The 21469-nt window shown below is 72.1% G+C and carries 13 protein-coding genes; 5 read left to right on the top strand and 8 right to left on the bottom strand.

Going from position 1 to position 21469, the window contains the following annotated elements; all coding sequences use genetic code 11:
- From recC to AAG895_RS01410, 4 genes are all read right to left on the bottom strand, one after another.
- Positions 1-3483 (bottom strand): exodeoxyribonuclease V subunit gamma, encoded by a 3483-nt coding sequence (gene recC / locus AAG895_RS01425; protein ID WP_345793787.1) that lies wholly within the window; start codon positions 3481-3483, stop codon positions 1-3.
- Between the two features lie 79 nt (positions 3484-3562).
- A complete protein-coding gene (locus tag AAG895_RS01420) occupies positions 3563-4885 on the bottom strand; it encodes a GGDEF domain-containing protein (RefSeq protein WP_345793786.1) in 1323 nt (440 codons plus the stop codon).
- On the bottom strand, positions 4882-5814 hold the full coding sequence (locus tag AAG895_RS01415) for an ABC transporter substrate binding protein (protein WP_345793785.1): 933 nt from the start codon (positions 5812-5814) through the stop codon (positions 4882-4884). Before AAG895_RS01415 ends, AAG895_RS01420 begins: the two co-directional genes overlap by 4 nt.
- 7 nt (positions 5815-5821) lie before the next feature.
- The gene (locus AAG895_RS01410) at positions 5822-7840 is read right to left on the bottom strand and encodes a TonB-dependent receptor (protein WP_345793784.1); all 2019 of its coding nucleotides are present in this window, start codon (positions 7838-7840) and stop codon (positions 5822-5824) included.
- Between the two features lie 186 nt (positions 7841-8026).
- Here AAG895_RS01410 and AAG895_RS01405 point away from each other — a divergent pair, with 186 nt between their 5' ends.
- The 3 genes from AAG895_RS01405 (at position 8027) to AAG895_RS01395 (ending at position 11584) form a co-directional block, all read left to right on the top strand.
- Positions 8027-9697, top strand: coding sequence for an ATP-binding domain-containing protein (locus AAG895_RS01405; RefSeq protein ID WP_345793783.1), 1671 nt, complete (start codon positions 8027-8029; stop codon positions 9695-9697).
- A 215-nt stretch (positions 9698-9912) separates the two neighbouring features.
- Complete coding sequence (locus tag AAG895_RS01400; RefSeq protein WP_345793782.1) at positions 9913-11208, top strand: hypothetical protein; 1296 nt, start codon at positions 9913-9915, stop codon at positions 11206-11208.
- Between the two features lie 97 nt (positions 11209-11305).
- Positions 11306-11584 (top strand): type II toxin-antitoxin system HicA family toxin, encoded by a 279-nt coding sequence (locus AAG895_RS01395; RefSeq protein WP_345793781.1) that lies wholly within the window; start codon positions 11306-11308, stop codon positions 11582-11584.
- A 64-nt stretch (positions 11585-11648) separates the two neighbouring features.
- Here AAG895_RS01395 and AAG895_RS01390 read toward each other — a convergent pair whose 3' ends face one another.
- Complete coding sequence (locus AAG895_RS01390) at positions 11649-12269, bottom strand: hypothetical protein (protein WP_345793780.1); 621 nt, start codon at positions 12267-12269, stop codon at positions 11649-11651.
- Positions 12270-12425: 156 nt separating this feature from the next.
- Positions 12426-13490, bottom strand: a complete 1065-nt coding sequence (locus AAG895_RS01385) for a hypothetical protein (RefSeq protein WP_345793779.1) — start codon at positions 13488-13490, stop codon at positions 12426-12428.
- A gap of 272 nt (positions 13491-13762) precedes the next feature.
- Here AAG895_RS01385 and nifJ point away from each other — a divergent pair, with 272 nt between their 5' ends.
- Positions 13763-17422 carry a pyruvate:ferredoxin (flavodoxin) oxidoreductase gene (nifJ, locus tag AAG895_RS01380; protein ID WP_345793778.1) on the top strand — a complete coding sequence of 1220 codons (3660 nt, stop codon included), beginning with the start codon at positions 13763-13765 and terminating at the stop codon, positions 17420-17422.
- Positions 17415-18440: a dihydroorotate dehydrogenase-like protein gene (locus AAG895_RS01375; RefSeq protein ID WP_345793777.1), complete on the top strand. Its 1026-nt coding sequence runs from the start codon at positions 17415-17417 to the stop codon at positions 18438-18440. The genes nifJ and AAG895_RS01375 overlap by 8 nt, the downstream gene beginning before the upstream one ends.
- 95 nt (positions 18441-18535) lie before the next feature.
- Here AAG895_RS01375 and AAG895_RS01370 read toward each other — a convergent pair whose 3' ends face one another.
- Both AAG895_RS01370 and AAG895_RS01365 read right to left on the bottom strand, forming a co-directional pair.
- Positions 18536-19951, bottom strand: a complete 1416-nt coding sequence (locus tag AAG895_RS01370; RefSeq protein ID WP_345793776.1) for a GTPase/DUF3482 domain-containing protein — start codon at positions 19949-19951, stop codon at positions 18536-18538.
- The gene (locus tag AAG895_RS01365; protein WP_345793775.1) at positions 19948-21366 is read right to left on the bottom strand and encodes a DUF2868 domain-containing protein; all 1419 of its coding nucleotides are present in this window, start codon (positions 21364-21366) and stop codon (positions 19948-19950) included. Before AAG895_RS01365 ends, AAG895_RS01370 begins: the two co-directional genes overlap by 4 nt.
- Positions 21367-21469: the final 103 nt, after the last annotated feature.

Here is a 21469-nt window from a genome sequence, read left to right as displayed (position 1 = left end):
TCAGGCGCCGGCTAGGCGCACATCCTCGATGTGCGCGAGCAAGGGCTGCAACACCGTGCGCGCAAGGCTGAAGAAGCGCTCGTCGGGCACGCCCTGCTCGCCGCGCAAGGCCAGGCGGTAGGCGGGGTCGGCGGACTCGCCGAAGGCGGGCTGCCGGCCGCCGGTCCATTTCGCCTGCGCACGCGCCACGCTCGCCCCCCCGACCATGAAGGCCCACGCCGACTTCGGGAAGAAATGCAGCGGCGCGCACAGGCCCTGTCGATAAAGGCGCAGCAGGGTCTCGAGTTCGGCACGCGCGGCAGCGGGGTCGAGCGCAGTGAAGCGGAACTCGCCGTCGCGCGACAGGCCGCGAGTCTCGCAGCGCACGCCGGCAGCGGGCGCGGCGCACAGCACGAGATGGGTGATCCAGGCGCCCAGATAGTCCGCCGTGCGGGTGTCGTCGTAGCGTGCGCGTACCAGCCCGGCGGGGCGCAGGTCGGTGACGGCGGCGGACAGCGACCACGCCTCGCCTTCGAGCGAGCACGCGAACCGCACTGGATGCGGCGGCAGGGGCGATCCGGCCTCGAGCTCGGCCACGCGGCGGGCGAAGGCCTGCAGGCGCAGCAGCTCGCGCGCGAGCGCCCCCTCGCCGATCGCCCCCGCCGGGTATTCGCCACCGGCACGGGCGAGCGCCCACAGCTCGGGCGCGCCGTCGCCGTCCGCCCCGCCACTCGCCCGCGCGCGCAGCGCCGGCAGCAGCCGGGCGGCGAGCGCCTGGCGCGCCGGCCACTCGGGCAGCAAGGGCTCGACGTCCGCGAGCGCCTCGCTCGACTCCGGCAGGTCGAGCCCGACCCGGGTGCGCAGCAGGTAGCGGCAGGGGTTCGCGAAGAAGCGGATGAGCTGCGTGAGCTCGACCTCGCGCCAGGCCGCCTCGGGCGGCGGCAGCGGCGCCGTGAAGAAGGGGGCGGCGGGGGCGCCAGCAGCTGCATCCTCGTCCTCGTCATCGCCCGCCTCTCCCCCGGTGCCGGCCTCACCACGGTCTTCCCCTGCTGTCGCGGAGGCCTGCGCGCGATCCGGCGCCGCCCCGGCCAGCCCCTCGCCGGTCGCATCGACCGCCGCGCCGAGCCTGCTGGCGAGCGCGCGTGCGTAGTCCTCGTCGAAGCTCACCAGGCGCGGGTCGCTGCGTTCGGCGGCGATGAAGTAGGCGGCCGAGAAGGCCTGCAGCGGATGCTCGACCACCAGCCGGCGGCGCGCGGCGGCGAGCGCAGCGGGCGATCCGGCCTCGCTGGCGCAGGCGCTCGCGAGCACGTCGAGCAGCTCGTCGACCAGCACCGAGGGCGGCAGCGCGCTGCCGTCACGCACGCTGCGCCCAACGTAGGACAGGTGCAGGTTCTCGCGCGCCGACAGCACGAGATCGAGGAACAGGTTGCGGTCGTCGAGCCTGCGCTGGCGGTCGCCCGCCTGCGGGCGGGCGGCCATGAGGTCGAACTCGGCCGGGCGGTCGCTGCCCGGAAAGGCGCCCTGGTCGAGACCGATCACGCACACCACGCGATAGGGCAGGCTGCGCAGCGCCGGCAGCGCCGAGAAGGTGACCGTGCCGCCGGGGACGCCGCCGCGTGCCGGGTCGTCGAGCAGCTCGACCAGGGCCGGATGCACGACCTCGAGCGGCACCGGCGTCTCGAGCTCGGCGGCGGCGATGTTGTCGGCGAGCGCGGCGATCGCGGCGCGTACCTCGCGCACGTCCTCGGCGTGGGCGACCGAATCGCCGACGAGGCGGTCGAGCACCGTGTTGAGCACGTTGCGCCAGCCCGCGCCGGTGTGCGCATGCCGCACCGCGTCGCGCACCGCGCGCAGGCTGTCCGCATAACGCCAAAGGCTGCCGAGCGCCGCCGCGGCCTGCCCTTCCGGCGCCGCTGCGCCGACCCGGCCAGCAAAGCTGGCGTGGTCGGCGGCATCGCCGGCCGCCCAGGCGAGGAACAGGCGGTGCAGGCCTTCATCGAGCGTGTGGGCAAGCGGCGGCGCCCCGGTCTCGGCGGTCACGCCGGCCTCGGCCGCGGACCCCGCATCCAGGCCCCAACGCACGCCTGCCGCGCGCAGCCACGCGTGCACCGTCTCCAGCGCGGCCTCGTCGAGCCCGAAGTGCGCCGCCACCGGCGCCTGCTGCAGCAGGTCGAACATGCGGCTGGCGGGAAAGCGGCTGGCCGCGAGCCGCAACGCCTCATCGAGCACGCGCGCGACCGCGTTCTCCCGGCTGCCGCCGAGGCCGGTCATCCGCCACGGGATCCTGCGCGCCGGCGGCATCGTCCCGAACACCGCTTCGATCAGCGGCGCGGTGGCCTCGAGGTCGGGCGTGAGCACGACCACGTCGGCGGGCTGCAGCGCCTCGGCGGTGCCGGCGTGGGCCTTGAACAGCGCAAGCAGACGATCGTGCAGCACCTCCAGCTCGCGCGTGCGCGAGTGACAGACATGGACCTCGACGCTGCGATCGGTGGCGGCGAGGCGCACGCTCGCCGGCGCCAGCTCCTGCAGCTCGAGGATCGCGTTCTGCAGGCGGGCGAGCAGGTGGCGACCCGGGTGGGCCGCGAAGGCGGCGTCCTCCTCGACCGCGTGCTCGCCCTCGAACAGCAGGCCGATGTGGGCGCGCGTCTGCTTGCCCCAGGCCGCGAGCAGGCTGTTGCCGGTCTCGAAGAACAGCGCCTGCTGGCGCGCGGCCAGCCAGGACAGGCGGCGCGCGTCGACGATGTCGAACCAGAACTCGCGGCAGGGGTTGAGCACGTAGAGCCGCAGCTCCATCACCCGCGACAGGGCGCGCAACAGGTCGAGGTAGAGCGGCGGCAGCGCGGGCAGCGCGAACACATGCACCGTAGCGGGCAGGCCGACCGCAGCGAGCTCGGCGGCCGACATCGCCTCGACGCGGTGCAGGAAGGCCTGCGCCGGGTGCTCCTGGCGCAGGCCCATGCCCGCGCGGATGCGCCGCCACAGCTCGGCCTGCCAGGCCTCGTCGGCGCGCTCGAGCGCGCTCGCGTCGGCGCCGAGCGCGGCGCCGTGGCCATCGGCCCAGCGCTCGAGCCAGTGCGGCCGGTAGGTCAGGTAGTGGTCGAACGCGCGCGCGATGCGCCCGGCGAGCTCGAAGCGCATGCGGGCGTCGGCCTGCGCCAGATAGGCGGCGAGGCGCGGGTGCGCCTCCACCCAGCTGCCGCCGTGGGCGGGATCGAGCAGGCCATGGATGCGCCAGGTCAGCAGGGCGGGCGCGAACGGCGAGCGCTGCGGCACCGGTATCACACGCCCAATCTGCTCCCACAGCCACTGCGCGAGATAGTCGAAGCGCAAGTTGGCGCTCACCCCCTCACGGTCGGCGACCGCCAGTTCCACCTTGCGCCGCAGCGCGCTGCTCGGCACCACCACCTGGCGCTGGCCGAACGGCCCCGGCTGCGTGTCGCCGAGGCGCGCGAGCAGGCTGTCGAGGAGGATTTCGAAGCGGTTCGAGAAGCTGAGGTGGAACATGGCTGGAGCCGGCGAGCGCGTGACCAGCGTCACGCGGCGGAAAGGGGAGCGCCATTATACGAAGCGGACGCGCCCTGCCTCAGACACCGCCTGCGCCCGCCCCCCCTGCACCGGCGCGGTACTCCAGCGCGCGCCCGCGCCCCTCGCGCTTGACGGTGTAACAGGCATGGTCGGCCGCGTGCACGATCTGCGACACGTTGTCGATCGAGCCGTCGATCATGGCGAAGCCGATGCTCGCGCCGATGCGGTATTCGCGGCCTTCCCACTGGAAGCGCAGTTCGCTCACGGCCTGGCACAGATCGTTGGCGATGCGGGCGGCGTCCTCGCTGGTGCAGCCGCGCAGGATGAGCGCGAACTCGTCGCCGCCGATCCGGCACACCGTGTCCTCGGTGCGCAGGCGCAGCCGGATCAGGTCCGCCACCTCGCGCAGCAGGGCGTCGCCCGCGGCGTGGCCGCCGGTGTCGTTGACCGGCTTGAAGTGGTCCAGGTCCATGAAGCACAGCGCACCGCGATCGCCCGCCCGGCGCGAGGCGGCAAGCAGCTCCTCGAGGGCGATCTCGAAGGCGCGGCGGTTGGGCAGTGCGGTGAGCGGGTCGTGCAGGGCCTGGTGGGCGAGGCGCGCGGTGGCCTGCTCGATGCGGGCCTGCAGGGTCTTGTGGGCGTTGGCGATCGCGCGCGCCATCGAGTTGAAGCCCTGCTGAAGGGCGAGCAGCTCCTCGCTGCCGGCGCGGCCGGTGACCTGCACCTCGAGATCGCCTGCCGCCATGCGCTGGACCGCCGCCGCCAGGCGCGCGACCGGCGCGCCCACCGCGCTCGCCAGCCGCACCGCGAGCAGCAGGGCGAGCGCCAGCGCGCCGCCGGCCAGGCCGAGCGTGGTCAGGATGGTCATCCGCCAGCGTGCGTCGTAGGGGCTGGTGTCGAGCTCGACATAGACCCAGCCCACCGGCAGCGGCGCCAGCACCGGCTCGCCATCGGCGAACTCGTCCACCGCCACCGGCGCCGACATCACCGGCGCGGCAAAGCCCACGCGCGCGCCATCGCGACCGAGGCGGCGCGCCTCGAGCGTGCTGCGCACCGCCATGCCGTCGAGCAGGGCGGGCTCGCCGAGGCTGGCGATCTCGCCGCCGCTGCGGTCGTAGAGGACCGCGGCGGCGACATCGGGCTGGGCCTGCAAGGCCTGGATGAGACCCTCCGTGCTGCCGCCGCTGCCGGAGATGACGCCGTACTCGGCGGCAGGAGCCAGAAAACTGACGATGGCCAGCCCGCGCTCGGTGATCTCGCGATCGGCGACCTGGGCGTCGCGGAACAGCGATACGCCGGTAAGCGCGATCGACAGCAGCAGCACCGGCAACATCGCGGTGAGCAGCAGGCGGCTGCGCAGCTTGAGGCGATCCACGTTCATGGCCGACCCTCCCCCGCAGTCAGGCGCAGCAGTTCGCCGTCATCGGCCACGCTGATGCCGAGCGCACGTGCGACCTGGCGGTTGACGGCGATCTCGAAGGAAACCGGGGCCTGCGGCGGCGGCAGCCGCTGCAGCTTGTCCCGGTCGTGGTTCCGCAACCAGTCGAGCAGATCGCCGGCGACCTGCTCGGGCGTGACGAACACCGCCGCCAGCGCACCCGCGGTCACGTAGGCGCGCGAGAACGCGATGATGGGTTTCTGGTGGCGGTAGCTGCTGAGCAGGATCGAGCGCGCCGCGGTGGGACTGGAGAGCTGCGGATCGGGCAGCGTGAGCAGCACCTCGCTCGTCCCCAGCACGCCCTCGAGGCTGGCGATGAGCTCGCGGTCACCGCTGACCCGACGCGTGACCAGCTCCAGGCCGAGCCCGGCGGCCGTGGCCTTGAGCGTCGCCTCCGCGTCCGCGTTGCTGCCGAGCAGCAGGCCCACCCGCGTGCGCCCGGGGAGCACCGCACGCAGCAGGCGCAGCTGGCGCTCGACCGGCTGGTCGAGCACCCAGGCCGACAGCGCGGCCTGCGGGTGTGCGCTGCGCAGTGCCTCGAAGCGGCTGCGCGCGATCATCGTCACCAGCGTCGGGCGCGCATGGCGCGCCAGCACGGCCGCGGCCGCCGCCTCGCCGCTGGCGATGACGAGGTCGGCACGGGCAATCGCCACCTCGTCCAGGCCCTCGGCGGGATTGCCGACCTCGAACACGCGATGTCCGAGGCTGGCCGCGGAACGCACGAAGGCGTCGGCAAAGGCCTGGTAGGGCCCGTCGCGCTGCGACACCGCGACCGCGATGTCGAGCGCGCGCGCGGGCGCGCACAACAGGGCGAGACCGAGCCCGACCAGGATCAGGCGCCAGCGCAGCCCGCCGACCCAGTCGCGCAGCATCCAGATCTCACCAGGACAGCCGCAGGCTCGCGAACAGCTGCGGCTCATGGCGGAACTGGCGCGCGTAGAACTCGGGGTACCGCCCGTTCACTGCCTGCGCCACGATCGCGAACTCGTTGTCGCTGCCCGCCGGCCCGAAGCGGTGCGCAAGGCGGGCGTCGAAGCGGTTGGTCACCGGTACGCGGTCACCCTGGTTGAGCCAGTACATCTCGCCGTGGCGGTAGTAGCCCAGGCTTGCCTGCCAGCGCTGCGGCAGCTCCTTCGTGAACAGCAGCGAGGTGATCGTGGTGGGCGAGCTCAGGTCGAAGTCGCGGTCCGAGGCCGCCGCCGCGGCGTCGATGTCGATGAAGGCCTGCGACAGCACCACCCGCCCCCAGCCCGGGCGCCGCCAGTCCACGCTGAACTCGGCACCATGGCGCGTGAGGTCGGCCGAGTTCACGAAGCGGAACTGCTTCGGCGGCCGCAGCGGATCGTGCGGGAAGGGATCGAAGGACTCGGGCGGATTGCAGCGGGGCTCGCCGATGATGCAGCTGCGGCTGTCCAGATAGCGGTCGAAGCGCTCGTGGAAGGCGCGCACGTCGAGGGCGAGCCCCAGTTCACGGAGGTGCGCGACGTAGCCCAGCTCGAAATGGCGGACGCGCTCGGGCTCGACCGGTACGGTCTGCCGCACGCCGACCCAGCGCACGGCGTTGCCGACCCGGATGGTCTCGTAGGCCATCGATTCGAAGAAGGAAGGCGCGCGGTACGACAGGCCGGCGGACGCACGAACGGCCGACTCCGGCGTCAGCAGGTAGTTCATCGCCAGCCGCGGCGAGAAGCTCGTCCCGCTGTAGTGATGGTCCTCGAGCGTGCCGCCGAAATCCAGCTTGAGCGCCGCCAGCGGGTTCCATGTCAGGGTGCCGAAGAGCTGGCTGCTGGTCCCCGAGAGCGTGGCATCGGAATTGAAATAGCGCAGCGAGCGCACCGCCTCACGGCGGACGCCCGCGCCGAGCAGCAGGCGCCAGTCTGCGGCGGGGCGGGCGGTGAACTGCAGCTCGAGTTCGTCGCGACGGCCGTCGCTGTTCTTGTCGATCGGCACCACCAGCGGGCCGATGGTGGACCACCGCGCGCGAAAGCGCTCGTCCTGATGGCTGAGGTTCACGCTGAGATCCGAGTCCGGACCGAAGCTGTGCCGCCACGACAGGTGGAGGAAGCGCGAGCGCGTCTCCTCGTCGCGAGGCTGCTCCTCCCAGTCTTCCGCGTTGCCGCGCTCGGCGACACCGTCGTTCAGCGCGACGTGCAGGCCGACCTCGTCGTGCGCGCCGAGCTGGGCCGTGGCGCTGAAGTTGAGCAAGGCGTTGCGCACATCCTCGGCGAAGGTCGGCGTGCCGGTCTTGTCGTCGTACCGCGCTCGGAAGAATTCGGTACCGCGCTTCGAGCCGGACAGGCGCCAGTCGATTCCGCCCGCGTCGTGACCGCTGAGCCGGAAACCATGGTCGTAGAAACCCCTGCGCCCGGCGCGCGTGATCACGGTCGCGCCATCCTCGGTCGCCGGCGACCGGGTGATGATGTTGATCACGCCGTCGAAGGCGTTGACCCCGTACGCTGCGCCGTTGGCGCCACGCACCACCTCCATGCGCTCGATGTCATCGACGCGGATGGGCAGGTCGAGCCAGGCGGTGTCGCCCCACAGCGGACGATTGACCGTGCGGCCGTCGATCATGACCTTGATGCGGCGATCGTAGGCATCGCCGAGTCCATGGCGCGCCACCATCGGCGACCCCTCCGGCCAGTCCGCGACCAGAAAGCCCGGCACCAGGCGCAGCAGGTCGTGGATCTCGGTGAAACCGGAGGCGCGGATCATCTCGCGATCGATCACCGTCACCGCCACCGGGGCGTCGAGCGGCGACTGCGCCATGCGCGAGGCCGTGAGCACGATCGGGATGTCTTCGAAGAACAGATCGGACGCCGCCGCGGGCTGAGCGCTGGCGGCGGCGAGAACGGCGGCGCACAGGGCGGCGCGGACGGGGAAATGGTGAGCGAGCACGGCAACGGGCCTGATCGGACGGACACAGAGGGTGCCCAAGCTTTGCATGCCCGAACCGGGAGCGTCCACCTCGGCGCGCTCGTGAGCGCGAGAATCCTCACACTCGGGCGGCGATCCTGCGCCGGGCAGCGCCCCCGGTCCCTTGCTACACTCGTCGCGACGCTTCCCGCAGCCCCCTGGACACCCATGGCCCGCACCCACCCCGAAGGCTGGCAGCATCTTCCCGCGGCCGGCGCACGCGGTCGCGAGCGCGCGACGCTGACCCAGCTCGCCGCCGCGCTTCCGCACGCGTGGACGATCTACCACGGCCTGCACTGGACGCGCGCAGAGGGCGCGCAGCTGATCTTCGGCGAGATCACCTTCGCAGTCGTCGGGCCGGGCGGCCGCATCCTGCTCATCGAGCAGCACGCGGGCTTCCTCGACGAGACCGCCGAGGGCCTGATGCGCCCCGGGCGCAGGCGCGCGCAGCACGTCAGCCACGAACTCGCGCGCAGCGCCGACCAGCTGCGCGCCCGCCTCCGCCCGCTGCTGGTCGGCGCCGAGCCGCTGCTCGACATCCTGCTCTACTGCCCCGACTACCACGTGCGCCAGCCCGGCAGCGCCGGCCTGGACCCGGCGCGCATCGTGGACGCCAGCCGCCGGGACGCCTTCGCCGCCATCGTGCTCGCCCTCACGCGCGCGCACGACGACGACCCGCCGGCGGACCCCGTCCGGCTGCAGGCACTGCACCGCTTCTTCGCCGACATCCTGGAGCTGGTGCCGGACGTGCAGTCCCACATCGGCCAGGTGGACGCGCTCACCACCCGGCTGTCGGGCGGCCTCACCGAGTGGGCGCGCCGCATCGACATGCAACCGCACCGCCTGCGCGTGACCGCCACCGCCGGCAGCGGCAAGACGCAGCTCGCCCTCGCTGTCTACACCGATGCGCTCGGCGCCGGCCGGCGGCCGCTCTACGTGTGCTACAACCGCCCGCTCGCAGATCATTTCGCGCACATCGCCCCGGCCGGCGGCGAGATCGCCACCTTCCACCAGCTCTGCGACCGCCGCCTGCGCGACGCCGGGCGCAAGCCGGCCTTCGGCGCCCCCGGCGCCTTCCGCCGCATGGAAGCCGACTTCGCCGCGCTCGTCGCCAGCCACGTCACCACAGACTGGCAGTTCGACGAGCTGATCATCGACGAAGGCCAGGACTTCCTCGAACCCTGGCGCGACGCCCTGCTCGCGCTGCTCAAGCCCGGCGGGCGCGCCTGGTGGCTGGAGGATCCGCTGCAGAACCTCTACGACCGCCCACCGGTGGCGCTGCCGGGCTGGGTCCGGCTGAACGCCGATACCAACTACCGCAGCCCGGCTGACGTGCTCGCGCTGCTCAACGCCCGCCTGCCACTGCCCGCACCGATCCGCGCCGGCAGCCCGGTGGCCGACAGCGAGCCCGAGGTGCTGAGCTGGGACGACGACGCCGGCCTGCTCGAGGCCACCAAGCGTGCGATCACGCGCGCGCTCGGCCTCGGCTTCAAGCGCGAGATGATCGTGCTGCTCACCTTCCGTGGCCGCGAGCACTCGCGCTTCACCGCGCTCGAGCAGCTCGGCCCTCACCGCCTGCGTGCCTTCACCGGCCGCTACGACCTGCTCGGCGAACCCGAGCATTCGCAAGGCGAGTTGCTGATCGACTCGGTGTACCGCTTCAAGGGCCAGTCGGCGCCCTGCATCATCTTCACCGAGATCGACTTCGAGGCCGCGGACGGCCGGATGGACGAGCTGACGATGCGCAAGCTCTTCGTCGGCGCAACGCGGGCGACCATGAAGCTGATCATGGTGGCGTCGGCGCGCGCGGCCGCGCAGCTTGCGCCACCTGGGCCGTGATACCGGGCCACGGGCAGACTACGATGTAAGCAGAGGCTCACGCTCGACCAGGGCCGAGGCCGGCGCAGAGGCCGACGCGCGCAGACACCCGGACACCCTTACCATGAGCACACCCGAACGCAAGCTCACCGTCTATTACGACGGCGCCTGCCCGCGCTGTGTGCACGAGCGGTCGCGGAAACCGGATCGACGGGGCCATCGCGCAGGAGACTCCCATGAAGAGCGCCACGACTTTGGTGCTGATCGCGTGTGTCGGACTGGTCGGATGCGCGACCCTGGATGCCGGACCGCCCGACACCGCCTACCAGGCGACGCTCGGCGAAGTGGCCGTAGTCGCGACCGAACAGTCGCCGACGTTGGGCTTCCACGGCTTTGCCCATGGCAAGGGAGAAGGCGCGCTCACCGGCGCAGGGGGCACGTTTGCCGCCTGCCTGTCGGGCGGCAGTGGTGGCTGCAGCGGATCGGCCTGCGGCGCGGCCTTGCTGCTGATGCTCGGCATCTGCGGCGTGGCCGGCCTGGTGGGCGGCATTGCCGGCGCGGCCGAAGCGCCTGACGCGAGCGTGGCAGCGGCGAGCGAGGCGCGCCTCGCGCAGGCGGTGGAGATACGGACCGTGCAGGCCGCCCTGCGCGACCAGGTCTTCGCCGCCGCCCAGCTACGCGGCGCCCATCTTCGCAATGTGCCCCCCGCGTTGGCGCAGGAGGCCGCGGCCACCGGGGACTACCGGTCGTTCGCCGAGTTCGGCGTCGACTCGGTGGTCGAGACCGGCCTCGTCGAGGCGGGTACGCGCGGCAGCGGGATCAACGCGCCCGTCGGCGTCCACCTGCGCGCACGCGTGCGGGTGCTGGCCACCGCGGACAATGGCGAACGCCTCGTGGCCGACTACCTGTACCAGGGCCGCCACCGCAGGCTCGCGGAATGGGCCGCCGACGACGGCCGCCCCTTGAAGACGGAGCTCGAGGCCGGCTACCGCGCGCTCGGCGAACACATCTACGAGCAGGTCTTCGAACTCCTCCCGCTGCCCGACCGTCGCGCCCATTCCGCCGGTGGCGCGCTGTCGACCGCCTTCGGGCTCGCACCGATCTCGCCCCCGACGCGCGGCCAGCTCAGCGGCGAGTCCGTCCTCGGTGACCTCTTCGAATGGACCGCGGTCGATACCCTGCGTCCGACGCTGCAGTGGCAGGCCTTTCCGCGCGCGGGCGATGTCGCCGTCGCACCGGCGGAAATGGCCCGCGTGCGCGAGGTCGGCTACGACCTCGTCATCGCGCAGGAGATGAACCAGGCGCCGGAGCGGATCGTGTATCGCCGCCAGGCTCTGCCTGCACCCGAGCATCGGCTGGAAACCGCGCTGCAGCCCGGCACCCGCTATTTCTGGACCATCCGCAGCCGCTTCCGGCTGGACGGCCGTACCCGCCTCACGGAGTGGGGCAGCACGCGCGCGCTCGGCGGCGATTCGGTCGTCGCGCCATCGGCCTTCGCCTACCGCTTTCGCACGACGAAAAGCGCCTATTGATGCGCCCCGCGCAGGCGAAATTTCCCAATGGCCCACCGCCAGGCGTCGCCCTGAAGGTCTACGATGAAGCAGTCGCCATTGCCTCGAGAGGTCTGCCATGAGCAACAAGCACCGTCATACCCTGGAGTCGATCTTCCGCGACCCCCCGGCCGGCAACCTGCAGTGGCGCGAGGTGGAGTCGCTGCTCCATCACCTCGGCGCGGTGGTCGAATCCGGCCACGGCGCGCGCTTTCGCATCGTCGTCAACCGCCACGAGTTCTACCTGCACCATCCCCACCACAGCAACGAGTTCAGCAAGCAGGCGGTGAAGCAGCTGCGCGAGTTCCTCGCCAGCGCCGGGGTCACACCCTCGCTCTACGACGCGTTGGGGCAATGAGCTCGCCAGGCGCAACGCCGCGCCTTCCCTGGACGGCAGGAGCGCAATGCGAGCGAGCGCGCGCTCACGATGCGGCCCGGACCGGCACGATGTGGAACACCGCGGCGTCGTCCCAGTGGTCGAGCAGGATGCGCGCCACCCGCTGCTGCCACAGCTCACCGAAGCGGCGCCGCGCATCTGCATCCGCCTCGCCGCGCAGGCACGGGCCGAGCAGTGCCAAGGCCTCCGGATGCGGCGGCACGCGGGCGAGCTCGGCGGCCGCATCGACGGACTTGCCGCTGTCCAGGCGCGTGAAGCGCAGCGACAGGGGCAGCTCCACCCCGAAGTGCTGCAGGTCGCGGCGCACGAAGTGGCCGCCGATGCCCTTGAAGCCGCCCTGCTGCGTGGCGCCCGTGAGTAGGGTGAGGACGCTGGCGATGACGCCGGTCACGCCAGCGTCCACAGGCTCGGCGAAGTCGATGCGCACGCCGCCGCGCTCGGGCAGTTCGCCCGGGTAGAGGGCGGCAAGGGCGTGACAGCCGAGCGCATAGGCCGAGGCCACAGTCGGGCAGGAGTGGCCGGCGAGCTTGACCGCGTCCTCGTAGCCGTAGTCCAGCACGCCGCCCTCGGCGGCGCCGAGGAAGTCGGCGAGCGGATCGCGCACACGCAGGCGCGGAACATCACGGTAGAAATCGGGCAGGCTCAAGACGGCACCTCGGGATCGGGGCTGGAGGGATCGGACTGGGGGAGGGGTCCGATTGTCCATGGCACCGCCCAGTGCGGCCTTGATCCAGCGCAGGGGGCAACGGGCGTCGTGCCGCGCAGCGACGCGGATGAAGTGCCGAGGGCCGCTGCAGCCCGCTCACACGCGCAGGTCGACCTGGCTCAGCGTGCCCACCCGACCGTCCTCGCGCAGGTAGACGCTGCTCGCGCGCATCATTCCCTGGGTGTCGTTGGCGGCGTCCTTGAGGCCGAACGAGGTGTCGACCCGGCCGAGATGGAAGGCGCCGACGCCGGCCTCGTTCAGGGTCTGCAGCCTGCCCTGGCCCTCGGCATCGGGCGACCACAGCCGCAACTGCGACCACGCCGCGTCCGCCTCGTCGATCCAGCCGTTGCCGTCGTCGTCGAGCGCGGCGAGTTCGGCGAAGCCGTCGCCGCTGGCCGGGCCGAAGAGCTCGCGGCCGTCGTCGATGCGCCCGTTGGCGTTGCGATCGAAGGCGAGGAAGCCGCTGCCGCTCAGCAGGGGCAGTTGCTCCTTGCGGCCGTCGCCGTCGAGATCGAAGTCGAAGCGCACGTCCGACAGCGCCGCCGCCGGGCCGCCGAAGTCCAGCACCAGCGGGTCCTTCAGGCGCTGGTCGCCGGCGCGCAGGCTGAACGACACCGACTCGGTGTAGCTGCGCGCCATCGTGAAGCCGAGCTCGAAGCGGATCTCGGCGCCGTCGGCGGTGCGCACCACGCCCGCGGCGCTGAAGCTCAGCTGCTCGGACTCGGTGTAGGTGGCGTTGAAGTCGTACGCCATGCCGAAGCCGACGCGGCGCGCCGCCTGCCCGGCCCCGCCGCCGGCCTCGCCCGTGCCTGCCAGATCGTCTGCAGGCAGCGCGACCGCAGCGCCCGGCTCGAGCGCGCGCAGATCGAAGCGACGCACCGGCTCGCCGGTCAGGAACTCGATCATGCGCACCAGCATGGCCAGGCGCGGATCACGGTCGATTGGGTCTTCCGCGACCGGGTCCACCGCGCCGGCCTCGGCCTCCGCGCTCAGTGCGGCCTGGGCGGCCGCGGAGATCTGCACCGCCCCGCGCCCGGACTGCCCCCCGGCTGCCGGGCCAGCCGGCGCATCGCGCCAGAACTCGAGGCGCTCGCTCGTTTCGAGCGTCTGCGAGAAGCGGTGGGAGGACTGGAGTTCGATGTTGAAGGCGGCGATCTTCACGGACGGACCTGTGCGCTGCTTGGGGACAGGTGCTTAACGGCATCTGCATCGAGGCCTTGAGTTCGCACCCCTGGATCAGTGACGCGTCCACGGCGCAATCGGCCCGAGCCGGCACCAATGAAAGCGCGCGCGCCTCAGGACCCTGAATCGATTTTCCTCATGGATGAATTCCATGACAAATGTCAAATGCTGCACCGCAAGGTCTCCGTATGGTGAGGACTCGCCACACGACGTGTTCCGCCTCGCCGGTGCACGATGACAGGAGCACCCGCATGAAGCCGATGATCACCATCGACGGCAACGAAGCCGCCGCCTCCGTCGCTTTCCGCGCATCCGAAGTGATCGCGATCTACCCGATCACGCCCTCTTCCAACATGGGCGAGCTCGCCGACGAATGGGCGGCCCACGGCAAGACCAACATCTGGGGCAGCGTGCCACGCGTGGTGGAGATGCAGTCCGAGGGCGGCGCTGCGGGCGCGGTCCATGGTGCGCTGCAGGCAGGCGCGCTGGCGACCACCTTCACCGCGTCGCAGGGCCTGCTGCTGATGATCCCCAACATGTACAAGATCGCCGGCGAGCTCACGCCGACGGTCTTCCATGTCGCGGCACGCGCACTCGCCACCCACGCGCTGTCGATCTTCGGCGACCACTCGGACGTGATGTCCACCCGCGCCACCGGCTTCGCCCTGCTGGCCTCGAACTCGGTGCAGGAGGCGCACGACTTCGCCGCCATCGCCACCGCGGCGACGCTGGCCGGGCGGGTGCCGGTGCTGCACTTCTTCGATGGTTTCCGCACCTCGCACGAGGTATCGAAGATCGACTTCATCCCGGACGAGGTCCTGCACGCGCTGCTGCCCGACGCGCGGATCGCCGCCCAGCGCGCACGCGCGCTGTCGCCCGAGCACCCGGTGATCCGCGGCACCTCGCAGAACCCGGACGTGTTCTTCCAGGCACGCGAGGCGCAGAACCCCTGGTTCGACGCCTTCCCCGCCGTGGTGCAGCGGGCGATGGACGAATTCGCGGCGCTCACCGGTCGCCGCTACCACCTCTTCGACTACGTCGGCGCACCCGATGCCGAGCGCGTGATCGTGATCATGGGTTCGGGCGCGGACACGGTGGAAGAGACCGTCGACCACCTCAACGCCCGCGGCGACAAGGTCGGCGTGCTCAAGCTGCGCCTGTTCCGCCCCTTCGCCCCGGCGGCCCTGCTCGCCGCGCTGCCGCAGAGCGTGCGCGCGCTCGCGGTGCTCGACCGCTGCAAGGAGCCCGGCGCCGACGGCGAGCCACTGTTCAAGGACGTGATGGTGGCGCTGGCCGAGGACCAGGCCGGCGAGGCGCCGCGCTTCGCGGCGATGCCGAAGGTGATCGGCGGCCGCTACGGCCTGGGATCGAAGGAGTTCAACCCGGCGATGGTGTGCGCGATCTTTGCCGAGCTGCAGCAGGCGGCGCCGCGCCGCCGGTGCACGATCGGTATCGAGGACGACGTCAGCGGCCTGTCGCTGCCCTGGGAAGCCGCCTTCCGCACCGACGCCGCCGCCAGCGCCTTCGCCGCGGTGTTCTACGGCCTGGGTTCGGACGGCACGGTGTCGGCCAACAAGAACTCGATCAAGATCATCGGCGACGAGACGGCGCTCTTCGCCCAGGGCTACTTCGTCTACGACTCGAAGAAATCCGGCGCGATGACGGTGTCGCACCTGCGCTTCGGCCCGCAGCCGATCCGCTCGGCCTACCTCACCGGCGAGGGCGACGCGAAGTTCGTCGCCTGTCACCAGCCGCTGTTCATCGAGCAGCACGACGTGCTCGCCCACGCCGCACCCGGCGCGGTGTTCCTGCTCAACGCCAGCGCGCCGGCCGACAAGGTGTGGGCGACGCTGCCGGCAGCGATGCAGCGCACCCTGGTGGAAAAGAAGATCGGCTTCTGGGTCATCGACGCCTACCAGGTCGCGCTCGAGGCCGGCATGGGGCGGCGCATCAACACCGTGATGCAGACCTGCTTCTTCGCCATCTCCGGCATCCTGCCGCAGGACCAGGCGATCGCCGCGATCAAGCGCGCGGTCGAGAAGACCTACGGCCGCAAGGGCCGGCGCATCGCCGAGCAGAACTACCGCGCCATCGACGCCACCGTGGCCGCGCTGCAGCGCGTCGACGTGCCGGCGACGCTGGCGGCGGCCACCGACGGCGCCGCGCCGATCGTGGCTGCAGGCCTCGATGCCTTCACCCGCCGCGTCAGCATCCCGCTCATCCAGGGCAAGGGCGACGCGCTGCCGGTGTCGCTGCTGCCGGTCGACGGCACCTGGCCCACCGGCACCGCCCGCCACGAGAAGCGCAACATCGCGCTCGAGATCCCGGTGTGGGACGAGAACCTGTGCACCCAGTGCGGCAAGTGCGTGTTCGTGTGCCCGCACTCGGCGATCCGCGCCAAGGTCTTTCCGGCTGAGCGCGTCGCCGACGCGCCCATTGCTTTCAAGCACGTTCCCGCGCGCAGCAAGGACTACGCCCCCGGCACCCACATGAGCTACCAGGTGGCGCCCGAGGACTGCACCGGCTGCACGCTGTGCGTGGATGTGTGCCCGATCCGCGACAAGTCCAACGTCTCGCACAAGGCGCTCAACATGGCGCCGCAGCCGCCGCTGCGCGCGCAGGAAGCCGAGAACTGGGACTATTTCCTCAAGCTCCCCGACCTCGCCCGCCGCGACGCCAAGCGCACTACCATCCCCGGCTCCATGCTGCTGCAGCCACTGTTCGAGTTCTCCGGCGCTTGCGTGGGCTGTGGCGAGACGCCCTACATCCGCCTGGCCACCCAGCTCTTCGGCGACCGCATGCTGGTGGCCAACGCCACCGGCTGCTCGTCGATCTACGGCGGCAACCTGCCGACCACGCCCTACTGCACCGACGCCGACGGCCGCGGCCCGGCGTGGAACAACTCGCTGTTCGAGGACAACGCCGAATTCGGCCTCGGCATGCGCCTGGCCACCGACCAGCTCGCCGCCGCCGCGCGCACGCAACTGCAGGCGCTGGCGGCAACGCACGGTGCGCAGCTGGGTGAAGATCTCATCGCCGCATTGCTCGCCGCAGACCAGCACGCCGAGGCCGGCATCCACGAGCAGCGCGAACGCGTGGCGCTGCTGAACCAGAGGCTGGCGCCCCTCGACACCCCGGCCGCGCGCCAGCTCACCGCCCTGTCCGAGTACCTGATCCGGCGCAGCGTGTGGATCATCGGCGGCGACGGCTGGGCCTACGACATCGGCTTCGGCGGCCTCGACCACGTCATGGCCTCGGGCGAGGACGTCAACATCCTGGTGCTCGACACCGAGGTGTATTCGAACACCGGCGGGCAGAACTCCAAGGCCACGCCGATGGGCGCGGTGGCCAAGTTCGCCGCGGGCGGCAAACCCGCGCACAAGAAGGACCTGGCCAAGATCGCGATGGACTACGACAACGTCTTCGTCGCCAAGGTGGCCTACGGCGCCAAGGACGTGCACACGCTCAAGGCCTTCCTCGACGCCGAGAGCTACCCGGGGGTGTCGATCATCATCGCCTACAGCCCCTGCATCGCCCACGGCGTGGACATGTCCTTCAACCACCACCAGCAGGACCTCGCGGTGAAGTCCGGCCACTGGCCGCTGCTGCGCTACGACCCGCGCCTGCGCGCGCAGGGCCGCAACCCGCTCTCGGTCGACAGCGCCGCACCGAGCGTGCCCTACCGCGACTTCGCCCGCAACGAGGCGCGCTTCACCGTGCTGGAGCGCCAGAATCCCGAGGCCTCGGAGCGCTTCCTCGACGAGGCCGAGCGCCACGCCCGCCACCGCCACCACGAGTACACCGAGCTGGCTGCGCTGCCGGGTATCGACGACGCCACCCCCGAGGGCGCCGCGAAAGAGGACGCTGCCTCGCAAGCCGCAGCCCGCAACGGAGACACGCAAAATGGCTGACCTGAACCTGCCCGACCTGCGCACCACCTACCTCGGACTGGCGCTGAAGAACCCGATCGTGCCCTCGTCCACCCCGCTCAGCCGTGCGCTCGACCCGGTGCTGCACCTGGAAGACGCGGGCGCGGCGGCGATCGTCATGCACTCGCTGTTCGAGGAAGACGTGGTGAACGACGAGCGCATGATGGATCGCTTCCTCGTCAATCCCGACACCTTCGGCGAATCCGCCGGCCACCTGCCCGCCGACGCCGGCTACCAGAGCAAGCTCGATACCTATCTCGAGCAGATCGAGCGCCTCAAGGCGCGGCTGTCGATCCCGGTCATCGCCAGCCTCAACGGCAGCTCGCCGTCGGGCTGGGTCGAGCTTGGCCGCGAGATGGAGGCGGCCGGCGCCGATGCGCTCGAGCTCAACGCGTGGTACATGGCGAGCGATCCGGCGCTGGGCGCCATGGCGCTGGAAGAGCGCTACCTCGCGCTGCTGCGCGAACTGAAGGCGGTGGTGAACATCCCGGTGACGATGAAGCTGTCGCCCTTCTTCAGCTCGCTGCCCAATTTCGTCGCCCAGGTCGAAGCGGCCGGCGGCGCGGGCGTGTCGCTGTTCAACCGCTTCTTCCAGCCCGACATCGACCTCGCCACCCTGCAGGTGGTCGATCGCGTGCAGTTGTCCACGCCCGCCGACGGCCTGCTGACCATGCGCTGGATCGCGCTGCTGCACGGTCACACGGGGCTGAGCCTGGCGGCGACCGGCGGGGTGCATGGCGCGGACGACGCGCTGAAGATGCTGCTCGCCGGCGCCGACGTGGTGCACATGGCGAGCGCGCTGCTGAAGAGCGGCCCCCAGTGCATCGCCACCGTGCTCGAAGGCATGACGCGCTGGATGGCCGAGCGCGAGTACGAATCGGTCGCGCAACTGAAGGGCTCGATGAGCCAGCGCAAGCAGGCCGACCCGAGCGCCTTCGCGCGCGCCGCCTACCTCAACGCAATCGATTCCTTCTCGCCGCCGCCGGGGGTGCGCTACTGAGGCGGTGCGGTGCGGCGCGCGCGGACGTCGGGCGAAGTCGGGCAAAGTCGGGGCGAGGCCGGTCGCAGGCCGACTGGCCGGCCACGGCCGCCTTCTCAGGCGAGCGTCTCCGCCAGATCTGCGATGGCCTCGTCCTTGCCCTCGTCGCCCTCACCCTGCGCCCATTCCGGGTGCGCACGTGCGCGCGCCAGCGCGCCGGGCAGGCTGCCGCTGCGCCACTGACGGGTCGCGGGATCGGTCGCCTCGGGCACCGGCGGCCGGCTCCCGCCGGCGCTCGCCGCACCGCCTACCTGGATCGGCGTCATCGCCGCATGCCCGCGGCCTTCCAGCGCCGCCAGCAGTTCGCGCTGGCGCAGCGCGACGATGCGCAGGATGGCGTCATCCACGGTGAGTTCGCGATGCCCGCGCAGCCTGGCTGCGATGCGCTCGCCATAATGGCCGAAGGTCTGCCACAGGCCGCCGGCGATCGCGCCCAGCGCGGCCGCGGCGCCGAGCGTGATGCCGCCCACCATCAGATCCACGCCGACGCCGGCCGCCGCACCGGCGGCAGCGCCGGTGCCCAGGCGCACGCCCATCTGGCGCAAGGTCTCGGGGTTGAAGAGGTCGTCGTCCCAGCGCCCGTCGGTCAGCGGCAGCGCGTCCATGCGCGCATCGTCGGGGCGGAAGCGGTACAAGCGCAGCAGTGCATCGACGCACGCCTGCTCGCGCGCACGCACCGCCTCGCGCAGGCGCGCCGCGGCGGCCTGCAGCACGGCCTCGCTGGCCTCTCCAGCGGGCTCCTCGATCCGGTCGCGACGGGCGGCCAGCGCCACCAGCATCTCCGCGACCAGCCGACGCGCGGCCTCGCGGCGGGCATCGGCCTCGCGCGCACGGGCGTCGATCAAGGCCTGCAGCCGGCCACGGTGGGCGTGGATCAGGGTGGCAAGCGTGTCGAACAGCTCGCGCTCGCCATCGAGCGGCGGCGCCACGGTGTCGAAACGCACCACCGCGTGCAGGCCGAGGCGGGCGAGCGCACCGCGCCAGTCATCCACCCGGGCCGTGGGGGCGGCAACGAAGTTGAGCACCGGCAGCAGCGGGCGCGCGCAGGCGGCGAGCAGTTCGAGCTCGTCGCGGTGCTTGGGCAGCACCGGGTCGCGCGCATCGATCACGTAGAGGGCGGCATCGCTCGCCAGCATCTGGCGCAGCACCTTGGCCTCCTGCTCGAAGCGGGCCGCCGCCTCGCCGCGGGCGAGGAAGCGCGCCACGCGCTCCGGACCGTCGACGCGTTCGCCGGGCGCAACCAGCCCGTCGATGAATTCGAGCAGCGCGATCGCATCCTCCAGCCCGGGGGTGTCGAAGAGTTCAGCCGCGGGCACGCCGTCGGCCATCAGGCGCAGGCCCTCGACGTGGCGGGTGGTGCCGGCGGAGTCGGACACCTCGCCGAAGCCGACGTCGCGCGCCAGCGTACGCAGCAGCGAGGTCTTGCCGGTGTTGGTGTGGCCGACCACGGCCACGCGCAGGATGTCGCTCATCGCGCCTCGTCTCCGTGTTCCAGCCAGGCCCGCGCCGCAGCGGCGTCCAGGAACGCGGCGTCGCCAGCTCGGGTATGCGCATCCGCCGCCAGGCCGATCCCGGCCAGGCCCTCGCGCCACTGGCGTACGCGCCCGGACGGAGCCGGCGCGGCGTCCGCATCCCTGCTTGCCCCCTCATCCTCGGGCGCGGCGATGCCGGCCAGCCACACGCGAGTCGCCTGCGCATGGCCGGCAAGCTCGGCGATCAGGCCCAGGCTGCCGCGATCGGGCGTCTGGCGCGCATCGACCGCCACCAGCAGGCGCCGGGGCGGATGCGCCGCGAAAAGTTCGCGCGCAGCGCGGCGCTGCTCGCGGCCGTCGAGGCGGCCGCCGTCCTCCCAGGCGGGCTGCGGCGCAGACGCGGACAGGCTCTGCGGCCAGGGCAGGTCGTCGCCGAGCTCGAGCGCAACCGCGACGGCCCCGCCCTCGCCACGCACCACGGGCACCTGCCGCGACAGGCGCGGCATCGCCGCGGGCTCGGGATCGCTGATGCCGATGCGCTCGCTGTCGGGCATCAGCAGCGGACGCAGGCGGGCGTAGCCGGGACGCGAGAGCTCGAGCGCCAGGCCGCGCACGCCGCGCCGCCACAGCGCCGCGCACAGCAGCGCCAGAAGGAGCCGCGGCAGCACGCCATAGACCACCAGCGCGCCGAGCAGCCAGCCCGCCCACGCGCGCCGGCCGGCCTCGCCGATCATCGGCGCATCGCCGCTGGCGGCCACCGTGGCGGCGTCGGGAACCGGAAAGCCGAGCATGGCGGGCAGCGCACCGAGCGCCGCGCCGAACGCGACGAAGGCGTCCGCGGGCAGGATGGTGGTCTCCCACACGAAGCCATAGCGGCGGGTGGCGAGCAGGGCGAGCACGCCCAGCATCGCGCCGAGCAACGCGGCGAACCAGAGCGCGTGATTGACCGCGCCGATGCCCCAGGCCGCGAGCCGCCCGCGGCCGAGCAAGCCACCCAGCGCCGCCGGCAGGTCGGCCGCGGCCTTGCTGCGATCGAACCAGGTGGTGAGCGCCAGCCAGGCGCGTCCGAGCACCCCGCCGTGGTGGAATCCGCCCCCCATACGGCCCTGCAACGCCATGCCCAGCGCCCACAGCAGCACGCCGAGGACATGCACGCCGAGCAGCCCGCCCAGCGTCCACACCACGTTCACCGGCCGTGCGCCGTCGCCGAGCACACCCGCCGCCGCGCCGAAACCGAGCACCAGCGCCAGCAGGATCGCCAGCGCGAACACCACGCGCGCCCGCCCCTGCCAGCGCAGGATCGCCTCGCGCCAGCCCTGCTGCGCGCCCAGCACCTGCGCGCGATAGAGCAGGCGCCCCTCGAAATCGGTCGCCGCGGCGCGCGCATCAGCGTGCACGCGGGCATCGTCGAGCACGGCGTGGCGCTCCTCGTGACGGCGGACGAGCTCGGCGAGCCAGCGGCGAGCCAGGGGATCGCGCGCATCCGCTGCGGCTGGGGTGCCAGGGCGTCGGGCAGCG

Source organism: Thauera sp. JM12B12 (assembly GCF_039614725.1).
In the GTDB taxonomy this organism is placed as follows: Bacteria; Pseudomonadota; Gammaproteobacteria; order Burkholderiales; family Rhodocyclaceae; genus Thauera.
This window is presented reverse-complemented; position numbering and strand designations above follow the sequence as displayed.